Source organism: Flavobacterium sp. C4GT6, from assembly GCF_036347315.1.
Classification (GTDB): domain Bacteria; phylum Bacteroidota; class Bacteroidia; order Flavobacteriales; family Flavobacteriaceae; genus Flavobacterium.
The window spans coordinates 53,740-67,750 of the sequence record NZ_JAZGZU010000018.1; the positions used below are offsets into that span (position 1 = coordinate 53,740).

At 38.6% G+C, this 14,011-nt stretch carries 9 protein-coding genes; 3 read left to right on the forward strand and 6 right to left on the reverse strand.

Annotation, left to right across the window (positions count from 1 at the left end; translation table 11 throughout):
* Positions 1 to 32 precede the first annotated feature (32 nt).
* The gene (locus V3Z67_RS16505; protein WP_330444363.1) at positions 33 to 2,021 is read left to right on the forward strand and encodes a urocanate hydratase; all 1,989 of its coding nucleotides are present in this window, start codon (positions 33 to 35) and stop codon (positions 2,019 to 2,021) included.
* A gap of 60 nt (positions 2,022 to 2,081) precedes the next feature.
* A complete protein-coding gene (locus V3Z67_RS16510; protein ID WP_330444364.1) occupies positions 2,082 to 2,627 on the forward strand; it encodes a DUF4136 domain-containing protein in 546 nt (181 codons plus the stop codon).
* A 48-nt stretch (positions 2,628 to 2,675) separates the two neighbouring features.
* On the opposite strand, the gene V3Z67_RS16515 is transcribed toward V3Z67_RS16510, so the two are convergent.
* The 3 genes from V3Z67_RS16515 to V3Z67_RS16525 all read right to left on the reverse strand — a co-directional run bounded on the left by V3Z67_RS16515 (position 2,676) and on the right by V3Z67_RS16525 (position 7,287).
* Entirely contained in the window at positions 2,676 to 4,892 is a 2,217-nt protein-coding gene (locus V3Z67_RS16515) for a T9SS type A sorting domain-containing protein (protein WP_330444365.1), read from the reverse strand.
* A 27-nt stretch (positions 4,893 to 4,919) separates the two neighbouring features.
* Positions 4,920 to 5,729, reverse strand: coding sequence for a hypothetical protein (locus V3Z67_RS16520; protein WP_330444366.1), 810 nt, complete (start codon positions 5,727 to 5,729; stop codon positions 4,920 to 4,922).
* Between the two features lie 388 nt (positions 5,730 to 6,117).
* Positions 6,118 to 7,287 (reverse strand): hypothetical protein, encoded by a 1,170-nt coding sequence (locus V3Z67_RS16525; protein ID WP_330444367.1) that lies wholly within the window; start codon positions 7,285 to 7,287, stop codon positions 6,118 to 6,120.
* Between the two features lie 223 nt (positions 7,288 to 7,510).
* Here V3Z67_RS16525 and V3Z67_RS16530 point away from each other — a divergent pair, with 223 nt between their 5' ends.
* Complete coding sequence (locus V3Z67_RS16530; protein WP_330444368.1) at positions 7,511 to 9,265, forward strand: aromatic amino acid hydroxylase; 1,755 nt, start codon at positions 7,511 to 7,513, stop codon at positions 9,263 to 9,265.
* Between the two features lie 30 nt (positions 9,266 to 9,295).
* Here the strand turns inward: V3Z67_RS16530 and V3Z67_RS16535 are convergent, their stop codons facing one another.
* The 3 genes from V3Z67_RS16535 to alaS all read right to left on the reverse strand — a co-directional run bounded on the left by V3Z67_RS16535 (position 9,296) and on the right by alaS (position 13,864).
* A complete protein-coding gene (locus V3Z67_RS16535) occupies positions 9,296 to 10,249 on the reverse strand; it encodes a GSCFA domain-containing protein (protein WP_330444369.1) in 954 nt (317 codons plus the stop codon).
* A gap of 53 nt (positions 10,250 to 10,302) precedes the next feature.
* Entirely contained in the window at positions 10,303 to 11,106 is an 804-nt protein-coding gene (locus V3Z67_RS16540) for a hypothetical protein (protein WP_330444370.1), read from the reverse strand.
* A 130-nt stretch (positions 11,107 to 11,236) separates the two neighbouring features.
* Positions 11,237 to 13,864, reverse strand: a complete 2,628-nt coding sequence (gene alaS / locus V3Z67_RS16545) for an alanine--tRNA ligase (protein WP_330444371.1) — start codon at positions 13,862 to 13,864, stop codon at positions 11,237 to 11,239.
* Positions 13,865 to 14,011 lie beyond the last annotated feature (147 nt).

A 14,011-nucleotide genomic window follows, 5' to 3' on the forward strand; every position in this document is an offset into this window, starting at 1 on the left:
GAAACGAACACTAACAACTGAATACTGAGACTATGACATTTAAGGAGCAGATACAGGAAGGAATCCCTTCGGTGTTACCACAACCGAAGCCGTATGACCTAACTATTAACCATGCGCCTAAGCGTAAGGAAATACTTTCGGCAGAAGAAAAGAAACTGGCATTACGCAATGCATTACGTTATTTTGAACCGCAGCACCATGCCGAACTGGCTAAAGAATTTGCTGATGAGCTGGAGAAATACGGACGTATTTACATGTACCGTTTTCGTCCTGATTACGAAATGTATGCAAGGCCTATTTCAGAATATCCGGGGAAATCAGAGCAGGCAAAAGCCATTATGCTGATGATACAAAATAATCTGGACTATGCTGTGGCACAACACCCTCATGAGCTTATTACCTATGGTGGTAACGGTGCGGTGTTTCAAAACTGGGCACAGTACAGGCTGGTTATGAAATACCTTAGTGAAATGACCGAAGAACAAACGCTTGTTATGTATTCAGGTCACCCAATGGGATTGTTCCCTTCGCATAAAGATGCGCCAAGGGTGGTTGTTACAAACGGTATGATGATTCCTAACTACTCTAAACCGGACGATTGGGAAAAATTCAATGCGCTTGGTGTTACTCAGTACGGGCAAATGACTGCCGGTAGTTATATGTATATAGGTCCGCAGGGTATTGTACACGGTACTACTATTACAGTTATGAACGGTGGTAGAAAAATCTCTAAAAACGGAGAAGGTCTTGAAGGAAAAGTATTTGTTACTTCCGGTCTTGGTGGTATGAGTGGTGCTCAGCCAAAAGCAGGTAACATTGCGGGTTGTATTACGGTTTGTGCCGAAGTTAACCCGAAAGCAGTTCATACACGTCATTCTCAGGGATGGGTTGATGAAGTAGTGACCGATACCGATGCTCTAGTGAAAAGGGTGCTTGAGGCAAAAGTCAATAAAGAAGTTGTATCTATTGCTTATCAGGGTAATATAGTAGATGTATGGGAGAAATTTGATGAAGAAGATATATATATTGATTTAGGTAGTGATCAAACCTCGCTTCACAATCCGTGGGCGGGAGGATATTACCCGGCCGGAATCAGTTTTGAGGAATCTAACAGGCTTATGGCTGAAGAGCCGGAAACCTTTAAGGAAAAAGTACAGGAAACACTTAGAAGACATGCTGCAGCAATCAATAAGCACACAGCTAAGGGTACTTATTTCTTTGACTATGGTAATGCATTCCTGCTAGAGGCTTCGCGCGCAGGAGCCGATATTATGGCTGAAAACGGTATCGATTTTAAATATCCAAGTTATGTACAGGATATAATGGGGCCTATGTGCTTTGATTATGGATTTGGTCCGTTCCGTTGGGTATGTGCTTCAGGAAAACCTGAAGATCTTGCCAAGACCGATGCTATTGCGTTAAATATACTAGAGGAGATGTCTAAAACGGCACCTACTGAAATTAAACAGCAGATGCAGGATAATATAAAATGGATTAAAGGAGCTCAGGAAAACAAACTTGTAGTGGGGTCTCAGGCACGTATTCTTTATGCAGATGCAGAAGGAAGAATTAAAATTGCCGAAGCTTTTAACCAGGCAATCGCTAAGGGAGAGATAGGTTATGTTGTTTTAGGACGTGACCACCACGATGTATCTGGTACTGATTCTCCTTACCGTGAAACTTCCAATATTTATGACGGTTCCCGCTTTACTGCTGATATGGCTATCCACAATGTGATAGGCGACAGCTTTAGGGGAGCTACCTGGGTAAGCATCCACAACGGTGGAGGCGTAGGCTGGGGAGAGGTTATGAATGGCGGATTTGGTATGGTTCTTGATGGTTCTAAAGATGCGTCAAGACGTTTAGAATCAATGCTTTTCTGGGATGTGAATAATGGTATCGCAAGAAGAGGATGGGCGAGAAACGAAGGGGCTGTTTTTGCTATAAAACGAGCAATGGAAGTGCAGCCACTTTTAAAAGTGACTATGCCTAATATGGTAGACGACGCATTGTTGGGCTAATAATCACAAAGAGCAGGTTATTAGTTTGTATATTAATAAGAACTATTAACTCTTTGGATTATGAAAACAATAAAATTGCTATCGTTACTATTTGTTTTGGTCCTTGCAGGTTCCTGTAATTCTATTAAAGTAGCTGCTGATTATGATGATGCTGTCGAATTTAATACTTACAGGACGTATGCTTATTTTCAGCCGGGTATAGATAAGGCTGATATATCTGACCTTGACAAGAAAAGGATTCTTCGTGCCATTGATGAAGAGTTTGCCAAAAAAGGATTTACTAAAAGTGAAAATCCTGATTTTATGGTGAACTTTTTTACCAAAGCCCGTAAAGAAGTCAATGTAAACCAGTTTTATGGAGGCTGGGGCTGGGGAGGCTATTACGGTTATCCCTGGGGCTGGGGAGGTAACTATACCACTGTTAGCACATCAACCGAAGGTACGTTGTATATAGACCTTATAGATACCAGGAAAAAAGATTTAGTGTGGCAGGGGGTAGGTACCGGAGTTTTAACACTGGACCGAGATAAGAAGGAGGAACGTATAAAAGAATTTGTTTCTAATATACTTGCTCAGTTCCCGCCACAAAAAGACAATAAGAAATAAAAAAAGCCGCTCATTGAGCGGCTTTTTAGTTTTATGGTGTAAGGTAAATTAGTTCTTTACAATTTTTTGAATAGGTGCTCCGTCTGCAGTTAGGAAGTAAACTCCCGGTGCAAGATTGGAAAGATCAATTTCTGCTTCATTTTCTGAAGTGTTTGAAATATTCATTAATTGTTTTCCGGTAACGTCATACAGGATAAACTCATTTACATCCTCTTCAAACTGTACAGTTATACTACCATTGGTTGGATTAGGGTATACCTTAAACCCATTTTCAGGCTGTAAGCTTTGCTGTACAAGGGCAATTTCCTGTAATCCTCCGTCGAGAGATTTAAGTGCGATATTGTTGAATATTGTTTGTGGTACACATTCTTCAATTTCTGCAATAAGGAAACTTCCGTATTCAGCATGGAAATCAGGTAGTAATTCTACAAAATGACCTGCTTTGTAAATCGCTCTACCATTATTGGCGTTGATAGTATTTACAGCAGTAATACTAATTTCACGTTGTTCAAATGATGTCTCGTCAGCCGGTACATTTTCATCTTCATATAAATACTGCTCGCATAGGTTTGTATTTTCGTCATAACAGGCAGGTTCATAAGGGTTACCCCAGTCAGCTTCCGGAGGGAAGTCGTTACCCTGTGATGTCGTTAAACAACACCATTCAGACCAGTTCCCGCAACTTGTTCTAATACGCCATCTAAAACATTCGTAATTCAGCATATAAGCTACGTAGTAAAGGTTGATGTTATTTTCCTCTACAGTAGTTGCAAAATAATTTGTTCTTGGGTTGGTATGAGTAACGTCTGGGCAGCATGTAGGGTCTCCTACAAACTCTAAGTCATAACTAACATCGGAGTCTGTCCAGTATAACTGGCCTTCAATTACATAAGAGTTGAGGATGTTAGCTCCGTTAGAGAAGCTTAAATCTGTTGCTTCTGTTGCTCCCGTTGCCGAAAGTGTATAAACAAAAGTTACTATTGTGTAGGTGGCGATTACCTGGAAAGTATATTCCCCTGTATTATTGAATACCGCAGGATCAACTTCAAAACAAAATGCACTGCCATTCATTGTAGGGTTAGTAACGCTGGTAAAAATACTTCCGTTTTCATCAAGTATATTTAATACAACTGAGCTAAGTACAGAGCCTTCGGGGTCTGTAAGTGTACCACATACATCAAAAGGATCAGTAGGGCAGTTATATCCCTGATCGTTTAGCTGTATAGATCCAAAAGGTGGATTGTCGCAGGTGGTACCACAAATATCGTCAAGATAAACAGTTCCAAAATGGGCGCCAAGTCCACAGTCAGTCATTACAAATTCAAGGCGTAATGGCTGACCCACATATTCACTTGGTATGGTAAGCCTGTCGCATATCCAACCGGTATATAATATTGCTGCCTGACCTGAACCAACCTGTGGCTCAAAAATGCTATTATTGGCATCGGCTTTAATGCAAATAGGATTGTTACTTATAATGTCTCCGTTTCCGTTATAAATACGGGCAGTAAAGAAAGGTTGCACGTCTGGTGTGGTAGGATGTGGATTGCCTATAATCAGGGAAAACGAGAACGCTACAATGTTGTCTGAAGGTATAATTTGTCTTGAAGCGGTAGTTATATCTCTTGAACCGGAACTTCTATTTAGTTTAAGAGCAAAGTTACCATTGTTTACGGTAGGCATTTGGATGCCATGAGATGCAAGAGTAGGGTCAAAACCTGGGGTCACAAGTGTAGCGCCTTCCTGAGTAAAATTATTGGTTCCTGTAGGGGTAAAGGGATCATATTCAGGGCCTGATGTGTCTACGTTACAGTCTACAATATTAAAATTCACTGTTGGTCTCCATCTGGTAAAGGTGTATCCTGCAATACCGTCTTCAAAGTCTCCGTTAATACAATCGGCAGGAACAGAAAGCGGTACAGGTGTTGCTTTTAAGGTGATTTTAGCTTCAGGATTTTCTTTCAGGTAAAGTTTTCTTAATTCATCCTTTTTAATCTCTAAAATGGCAGATTCGATAGTACCGTCAAACACTTCATGTCCGTGTTCTTTACTTTCTTCAATAACTGAATTTTTTACCTGTTCTTCCTTTTCTGGGGTTAATGAAAACTTCTGAAGGTTTTGGTATATAAAGCTCTCAATTTTATGTTCAATTTCCTGAGCTTTTTTAATTCTTTCCTTTTCGGTTTTTATATAATCCTCTGTTTGGGAAAAACCACTTAAGCAACACAAAAGTGTTAGCAGAGTGTATATATATAAGTTTTTCATGTTTACTGTTTTTATGTTAAACTTATATTACTCTTTATCCTGCTCCTTAAGCTCTTTGATTTCGGCTTTAAGTTCTTCAATCTGTTTGTTTTGCTCAATTAGGTAAAGTGTAAGCTCTTCAATTTTTTCGAGTAGCTTAGCATCCATTTGTGCAACGTCTAAACCTTGATTTACTACATCTTCAGCCGATGGTACATTAGGTAAGTGTTTGTTTTCTTTAGTGAAAGCCTCTACTTCATTAAGTGGCATAAGGTTGTAATTGTCTGCAAATACATAATCAGCCCAGTCGGCAGTTCCTTCTACAGCTACTCTAACTTTTTCAGTAAGTATACCGTCTTCAACATATAGTCTGTAGCCGGCAGGTGTGGCAATATCAGTAGAGCTTATTCTTACTTTACCGTCACGACTGAGTCTCATTAATTCATTATCCTGATATCCAAACGTAACAGCTGCTCTCGACATGTTTGCAGTTTGTTTAGCATTAAATTCTAAATAGGAGCTTAGGGTATAGGTGTTTGTTGCTGCGTCAAAGTTGCCTCCTACGGTTTGTAATATCATTGATGTTGTAGTAGGGTCAGGGAAAGTATTGAGAGTACTCTTTTTTTTAATTAGCAGTCCTGAGGCTGATGTTGTATTACGACTTGTTATACGATTACCAAAATATGCATAGTTGTAATTGGAATTTCCAATTGGAAGTAGCAAGCTTGCATCCAGGACTTCCAGGTCAACTATTGGAGAAGATGTTCCTATTCCTACATCGCCTGATGATGGAAAGGTGTTTTGAGCAAATGCTCCCATTGATAGTAGTCCAAAAGCTAAAAGAAATGATTTTTTCATTTTGTAAAAATTTAATGTTAATATTTGGTTTTGATTTGTACGGGTAATAGAATGCCAAGCGCTTTCTTTAGCTAAAGAGCGCTTTTAATATATTGGCTAATAAGAATGAGTATTACTATCAGGTTTATATGCCTTACTGTGTCTAAGTATGGAAATGTATAGCAGATAAAATGTTTGGGAAAGAAAATGTACTATATGGGATTATAGTATGTGAAAAGGTTTTGGTTGGTCTTTTCATTTTAGGTAAGGTTTTTTTGATTTAGGTTGTGTAAATTTATTTTTTTAACATTTTAAAACCTAATCACATTTTGATTTTAACATATGCGTTAAATACATATATAAAAAAAAGCCGCTCATTGAGCGGCTTTTATTTATTGAAATTATATTATTATAATTTACGTAGTGTAGGTGTACCTTTTACAAAAGGAACGTTTCTAGTGTTAACACCTCTACCTTGTTGTGAGTTGTCATAAGAACCAGAAATTTCACCACTAAATTCACCTGTTACAACTGTACCGTTTGCTAAAGTGATAGTGTAGTTAGCTTCAACTGTAGAAGCTTCACCTTCAGTTTCAGCTATCGATATTGCAGTGATGTTTAAAGTAACTTCTGTAATGTCAGCAGCTGTAGTGTTTTCATCTAATAAGCTGTTGTTATTGTAAACAACGTTAAAGTTTACGATGTCTTCACCTGTCCAAGTGTACTCACCAACTGTAGGATATGCTATTGTGAATAATGGATTGTTTTCTTCGTCATATGAAGATGGCTCGATATCGATGTCAAATGTGATGTCAACAAGATTTGGGTATGTAGCATTTTCTCCTTCACCTTGTTGGTCAAGGAAAGTAAAGTTCCATCTTGTGAAGTACTCTTCAGGTGTTTCTTCATAGTAGAAAACACCGTTGCTACCACCTATTAGGAAGAATGGAGTTTCGTAGTTAAGACCGTCAACGATGAAAGAATCACTAGCTTCAGTAGCTTCTTCAGCAGCAGTGAAAGTAGCAGTTACGCTAGTTAGATCTCCTAAAGTGGCATAAACTTCATACTCACCTGCTTCAGTAGCTGTGAAAGTACTTCCTTCAATAGCGTTACCGTTTACATAGAAAGTAGCATCTCCAGTTACATCGTCAGATAGATCAGTAGCAGCTGTAAAGCTAACCTCACCGCCAACTACGAAATAGTCGTTAGAAACAGTGATTGTAAGAACAGTAGCAGTTTCTTCAGTTACAGTTACAGTTACATCTGCACTTGTAAAGTCACCGTTAGTAGCGTGTACAGTGTAAGTACCAGCAGCAGCAGCAATGTAAGTGTTACCTTCAAGAGCTGTATCGTCTACATAGATAGTTGAAGCTGCAGTTACATCTTCGTTCAGGTTGTTTTTTACTGTAAAAGTAAAAGCACTACCTAAAGTAACAGTAGATGAACTTGAAGTAAGGGTAATTCCCGTTACTACGTCGCCACCGCCACCGTTATCGTTGTTTCCTGAATCGTCATCGCTACTACACGATGTAAAAGCTGCTGTAGCTGCAATAGCTAAAAAGCAAAAAAGTTTTTTCATAATGAAAATTTAAAAATTAATTAATGTTTAAGGTTCGTAAAAGTAAAAATAAAACTGAAAATACAAGGCTTTATTGTAATTGTAGAATGTTAAAGTTTCGTTTTTATTCGAATTTATTTAAAATTGAGTTTAATTTTCAGACATTAACAATTGATTTTTTTTATATGATAGAAATTAATTGAGAATTTCGTAATTTTACCTCAATTACTAAGACTACAATATTATGAATGCTACTATTGAAAGTAATCCGTTGATAGACAGGTTGCCTAAGCACCTGAAACAGTTTATTAAACCACAGGATTATGAAGAGTATACTCCCATAAACCAGGCAGTTTGGCGCTATGTTATGCGTAAAAATGTGGATTATCTTAGTAAAGTAGCTCACAGTTCTTATTTGGATGGTCTTAAAAAAACAGGTATTGAGGTAGACAGCATACCAAGTATGTATGGTATGAACAGGATACTAAAGGAAATAGGATGGGCTGCCGTAGCGGTAGATGGTTTTATTCCGCCTAATGCCTTTATGGAGTTTCAGGCGTATAACGTACTTGTTATAGCTTCAGATATCCGTCAGCTTGAACATATAGAATATACCCCGGCTCCCGATATTATTCATGAAGGGGCAGGGCATGCGCCTATTATTGCAAACCCGGAATATGCCGAGTACCTTAGAAGGTTTGGTGAAATTGGCTGTAAGGCTATTTCATCAGCTAGGGACTACGAGATTTATGAGGCTATAAGGTTGCTTTCCATTTTGAAAGAGGCTGAGGGTACTCCGCAGGATGAAATTGAAGCTGCCGGGAAAAGGGTAGACGAACTTCAAAACGATTTAGGTGAGCTTAGTGAAATGGCACTTATACGTAACCTACACTGGTGGACAGTGGAGTACGGACTTATAGGTACGGTTGAAGACCCTAAAATATATGGTGCAGGATTGCTTTCGTCTATTGGTGAAAGTGCCTGGTGTATGACTGATAATGTTACCAAATTACCATACGATATTAATGCTGCTTACCAGAGTTTTGATATTACAAAACCGCAGCCGCAACTTTTTGTAACGCCTGATTTTGCTCATTTGAGTTTAGTGCTTGAGGAGTTTGCTAATAAAATGGCTTTACGTACCGGAGGACTTTCGGGAGTTCAGAAACTGATTAATTCTAACGCCTTAGGTACTGTTGAACTTAGTACAGGAGTACAGATTTCAGGAGTTTTCTCTAATGTTATAGAGAACGAAGGTAAACCAATTTACCTGCAATGTACCGGTGGTACAGCGCTTGCTTACAGGGAAAAAGAACTGGTAGGTCACGGTAAATCTTACCATGCCGAAGGTTTTGGTAGTCCTGTAGGTAAACTTAAAGGAATTAACCTAGCGATTGAAGATATGAGTCCGCGTGACTTAAAAGCATATGGTGTGTATGAAGGCGAAAGAGTTACTCTTGAATTTGAAGGAGATGTAACTGTAAGCGGTGAGATTATAACCGGAACCAGAAACATACAGGGGAAAATAATCCTGATAAGCTTTAAAGACTGTACTGTTACTCATGGTGATACTGTGTTGTTCCAGCCGGAATGGGGTACTTATGATATGGCGGTAGGTAAGAAGGTGGTTTCTGCTTTCTCTGGTCCTGCCGATGTGAACAGTTTCGATCTTATTACACATGTGCCTTCAAGCCAAACCATAAAAGCAAAAAAATCGCCAGAGAGACAGGAGCTGGAAGGTTTGTATCAAAATGTTAGAGACATAAGAGGTGGTGCTACAGGTAATGTTGAAGCTATATTTACCAAAGTGAAAGAGAGTCATCCTAACGATTGGTTGTTATCTGTTGAGATAGCCGAACTTTTACATAAAAACAAACAGGAAGAATTGCTTAATAAGGTAATGCTTCATCTTGATGAGGTAAAGAAAAAACGACCTGAGGTAGCTCACTTAGTTGATGGCGGACTCGAACTTATATTTGAAAAAGAAAAAATTTCCTAATACCAAAAAGGGTGCTTTAAGCGCCCTTTTTTATTGGAATACAATATGCGGGTGCTTTTTCTGTAAAGCTATGATTTTCTGTTCAAGCTTTGCTAAGAAGGCTTTGTGCTGATCTGACTCCGGGTTAAAGGATCTGTGTTGAAGTCCTTTTTGTATGGCGTCGGCCTCTTTCATGGTTTTAAAAGTCTCTTCAGTAATGTTGCTCTCACAAAAACGTTCCCAAATATAATCAATGGCTATTTGGTTAGGGTGTATCATGTCTTCGGCATAAAAACGATAATCTCTTAACTCGTCCATCATAATTTCATACGACGGGAAGTAACTGATGTTATTACTGTTTTCCTTTATTATTTCATGAACAGCGGTGATGAGGTTCGCTTTACTCCATTGGTTTTCAGTAAAACCATCTTTAATATGTCTTACCGGTGAAATGGTAAAAGTGATACTGATAGCAGGATTTACTTTAGTGATATTCTCAATGATATTTGATAAAGCTTCTTTTATCGCTGAAACAGATAGTAACTCTTTACTAAATTCCTTTTGAGGTACTTTATGGCAATTAGCAACAAGTGAGTTGCTTTTGTTTAAGCGGTAAACCCATGCCGTGCCCAGTGTTAAAATAAGATGAGAAGCTGTTTTAAGCTTTTGTGAGCCGTTTTTAACTGTTTGATTAAGGTTTTCCAGTAAAGCTTCTTTACTGTTGCTACTAAAGTCTGAGTGTGCGTCAAAACAATGCCAGCGTTCATTGTGGAAAAAAATATCTGTTTCGGTGAATTCCTTTTCGTTAAGAGTGTAGTTTATAAACTTGCTTAAGGCGACAGGATGAAACAATATCCCGAAAGGGTTTATCGTGTTTTGGAATTTAAAATAATTAAATTTCTCTCCCATATTAACTGCAAAGCAAGAACCCAAAGATACTATCTCAGAATCATAACTAATAGGTGAGTTACTTTTTGGGACAGGTATTTGGGTTCTGAATTGCATAATACTATAGTTGCTTTTATATGGCAAAAATAGTAATACATTTTTTATCTGCGTTACAGGTTATAGTAACTATAAGTTGTGGTTTCCAGTAACTCGTTTGATGCGTTGTTGTATTTTTTTACTTCTACAGGGAATTTTTCTTCATTATAAATGTAGTCATACCTGTCCTGTCCTGCATTTACACCATCAATGTATTTTCTTTCCATAGTGCAGTTTCTGTCAGTAATATAGAAAAATATCCATAGTAGGTTTTCACGATTAGTTACAAAAACATATGGAGAATACGTTTCGGTAGTATATTCAAACGAACTTGATGTATTGTTGTTTAGGTTTTCAACGAAAACAAAATGGTTAAAGTAAGTTTGGAAAGAAATGCTTTGTTCTTCAAAAAACGGGTCGTTCTCTGATTGTTGTCTCATGTGAGTCTTAGTACTTGTATTATGGCTGAAAGTAGTTACGTACATCAATGGTTCGTCATCTTCCCTTAGCACATATCGTCTCTTTTTTAATAAATTAGAAGAATCATACTCAAACTGGGTGTATTCTATAGTTTCACCATTTTTCACCCTGTTTAATTCTACCAAACCGATATCATAATTATAAATAAAGTCATCATAACTGCCGTCTTCATATGTGATTTTTGTGATTTTTCCACTATAACTGTTGGTGTCGGCATATTCAAAATGCATGGATTTGATACTTCCGTCAGCAGATGTTATTGTTATGTCTTTCGGCATAGGGTGCTCATACAATACAGGTTCTTGTGCAGGGTTTTCCGGTCCCGCACCATCGTCTACGGAGCATGAAGAGGTCAAAAAAAGTAATGCAGTAACTAAAAGAAAATGAAAATTTCTCATGAGTAAGGTGTTTGTTAGTTTAGTTGGTTAATTGTAAATATATAAAAAAAATAAAAACAGAAATAAAAAAAACGGTCGGTAATCCTAAACTAAGGTTACAAACCGTTTAATATAATTTTATTATAAAAAACTATTTTATAAAGTCGGCAGCAGCAGCTAAGGCATCGTTTATACCGTTTACGTTTTTACCACCGGCAGTGGCAAAAAACGGCTGTCCGCCTCCGCCTCCCTGTATGTGTTTTCCAAGTTCACGAACTACCTGTCCGGCGTTAAGACCTTTATCTGCAACAAGCTCCTTAGATATATAGCAGGTTAACATAGGTTTGTCGTCCTGTGCGGTAGCAAGTACAATAAACAGGTTGTTGCCAAGGTTGCCCAGTTCGTAAATAAGGTCTTTAGCTCCGGCAGCATCAAGATCTACCTGTTTTGCCAGGAATTTAACACCATTTATTTCCTGTAGTTCGGCAGCAAGCTCACCTTTAAGATTTTTGGCTTTGTCTTTAAGTAGGGCTTCGACCTGTTTTTTAAGTTTTGCATTCTCATCCTGTAATGAAGCAACAGCCTTAAGTGTATCCTGCGGATTTTTAAGAGCGGCTTTAATTTCGCTAAGCGCATTTTCCTGAGAGGCAAAGTATTCTTTAACCGCTTCGTTAGTAATAGCCTCAATGCGGCGTATACCAGCGGCTACAGCACTTTCGCTAACAATTTTAAAATACCATATATCGGCAGTGTTCTTAACGTGTATACCACCGCAAAGTTCCATGCTTTCGCCAAATTTAATGGCGCGTACATTATCTCCGTACTTCTCACCGAATAAAGCCACGGCTCCTTCGTCAATAGCCTGTTGGAACGGTATGCTTCTTCTTTCTATAAGCGGAAGATGTTCCTGTATTCTTGCGTTTACAAAGTCTTCCACCTGTTTAAGTTCCTCATTACTTACTTTTGAGAAGTGGGAGAAGTCAAAACGCAGGTAGTTAGGACTTACTAACGATCCTTTTTGTTCTACATGCGTGCCTAAAACAGAACGTAATGCCTGGTGAAGCAGGTGAGTGGCAGAGTGATTGCTTGCCGAATCATTACGTAGCTTCTCGTCAACCTTTGCAGTAAATGTACTGTTAATATTTTCAGGCAGTTTTTTAGTGATATGTAATATAAGATTGTTTTCTTTTTTAGTGTCAATCACCTCAATAGTTTCGTTTGCCGAAACCAGTTTACCTTTGTCACCTACCTGACCACCACCTTCAGGATAGAACGGAGTGTTGTTAAGTACTATTTGGTAAATGGTGCCGTCTTTTTTAGAATCTACTTTACGGTAACGGGTAACTTTTACCTCATTTTCTAACTGATCGTATCCTACAAAAGTTTCGGTGTTGCCTTCGGTTAGTATGGTCCAGTCGGCAGTAGAAACTTCCGATGCTGCTCTCGATCTGGCTTTTTGTTCCTGCATTGCAGCTTCAAAACCAGCTTCGTCAAGACTGTAACCTTTCTCTCTAAGGATAAGGGCTGTTAAGTCGATTGGGAAACCAAATGTGTCATACAGTTCAAAAGCTTTTTGTCCTGAAACCACTTTATCTTCGGTAGAGTCAATAACGTTTTCAAGTAACTGTAATCCCTGGTCTAATGTTCTAAGGAAAGAAGTTTCTTCTTCGCGAATTACATTTTGAACCAGTGTTTTTTGTGATTTGATTTCAGGGAAAAATTCCCCCATCTGGTTGCTTAAAGTGTCAACCAGTTCAAAAATGAAAGGTTCTTTTTTATCAAGGAAAGTAAATCCGTAACGGATAGCCCTTCTTAATATTCTCCTGATAACATAACCTGCACCATTGTTTGATGGCAGCTGACCGTCGGCAATGGCAAAAGCCACAGCTCTAACATGGTCTGCAATAACGCGGATGGCGATGTTCAGTTTTTCATCCTCATCGTTAGTAGCCTTTATTGTGTATTTTTTACCTGTAAGGTTTTCTATATTGTTGATAAGCGGAGTAAATACATCAGTGTCGTAGTTAGACTGTACATCCTGTAAAACCATACAAAGGCGCTCAAAGCCCATACCTGTATCCACGTGTTGTGCCGGTAGTTTTTCAAGCGAACCGTCGGCCTTACGGTTAAACTCCATAAATACGTTATTCCATATCTCAACAACCTGTGGATGATCGGCATTTACAAGTTCGCGACCTGCTTTTTGTGCTTTTTCCTCTGCAGAACGGATGTCTACGTGTATCTCGCTACATGGTCCGCATGGTCCCTGGTCGCCCATTTCCCAGAAGTTATCCTTTTTGTTACCCATAAGGATGCGGTCTTCAGAGATAAGTTCTTTCCAGATATCATAAGCCTCCTGGTCCATTGGGAGGCTGTCTTCCTTATTGCCTTCAAAAACGGTTACATAAAGTATGTCTTTGTCTATTTTGTAAACTATGGTAAGTAATTCCCAGGCCCAGTGAATCGCTTCTTTTTTAAAGTAATCGCCAAAGCTCCAGTTACCAAGCATTTCGAACATGGTATGGTGGTAAGTGTCAATGCCTACCTCTTCAAGGTCGTTGTGTTTACCTGAAACACGAAGACATTTTTGGGTATCGGCTATCCTTTTGCTTTTTGGCGTACCGTTGCCTAAAAAGAACTCCTTAAACTGTGCCATCCCCGAGTTGTTAAACATAAGGGTTGGGTCGTCTTTAGTTACAATAGGTGCCGAAGGAACGATTAAGTGACCTCTGTCTTTAAAAAAATCTAAAAACTGCTTCCTGATATCCTGAGATTTCATGCTTTATGAAAATGTTTTATGTTCATTAAAATTAAAAAAGGTGTAGTTAGCTCAAAAAAACCACTGCAAAACCGTAACATTTGCTAAATTTGTTCGTTTATCAAAATACCCGATTTTACAACCTTTTATCTAAGGTGCAAAAATAGA

Excerpts from the sequence above, each read along its gene's own strand:
- V3Z67_RS16510 (WP_330444364.1), top strand. The coding sequence starts at position 2,082 with ATGAAAACAATAAAATTGCTATCGTTACTATTTGTTTTGGTCCTTGCA.
- V3Z67_RS16535 (WP_330444369.1), bottom strand. The coding sequence starts at position 10,249 with ATGCAATTCAGAACCCAAATACCTGTCCCAAAAAGTAACTCACCTATT.
- V3Z67_RS16505 (WP_330444363.1), top strand. The coding sequence starts at position 33 with ATGACATTTAAGGAGCAGATACAGGAAGGAATCCCTTCGGTGTTACCA.
- V3Z67_RS16540 (WP_330444370.1), bottom strand. The coding sequence starts at position 11,106 with ATGAGAAATTTTCATTTTCTTTTAGTTACTGCATTACTTTTTTTGACC.
- V3Z67_RS16525 (WP_330444367.1), bottom strand. The coding sequence starts at position 7,287 with ATGAAAAAACTTTTTTGCTTTTTAGCTATTGCAGCTACAGCAGCTTTT.
- V3Z67_RS16530 (WP_330444368.1), top strand. The coding sequence starts at position 7,511 with ATGAATGCTACTATTGAAAGTAATCCGTTGATAGACAGGTTGCCTAAG.
- V3Z67_RS16515 (WP_330444365.1), bottom strand. The coding sequence starts at position 4,892 with ATGAAAAACTTATATATATACACTCTGCTAACACTTTTGTGTTGCTTA.
- alaS (WP_330444371.1), bottom strand. The coding sequence starts at position 13,864 with ATGAAATCTCAGGATATCAGGAAGCAGTTTTTAGATTTTTTTAAAGAC.
- V3Z67_RS16520 (WP_330444366.1), bottom strand. The coding sequence starts at position 5,729 with ATGAAAAAATCATTTCTTTTAGCTTTTGGACTACTATCAATGGGAGCA.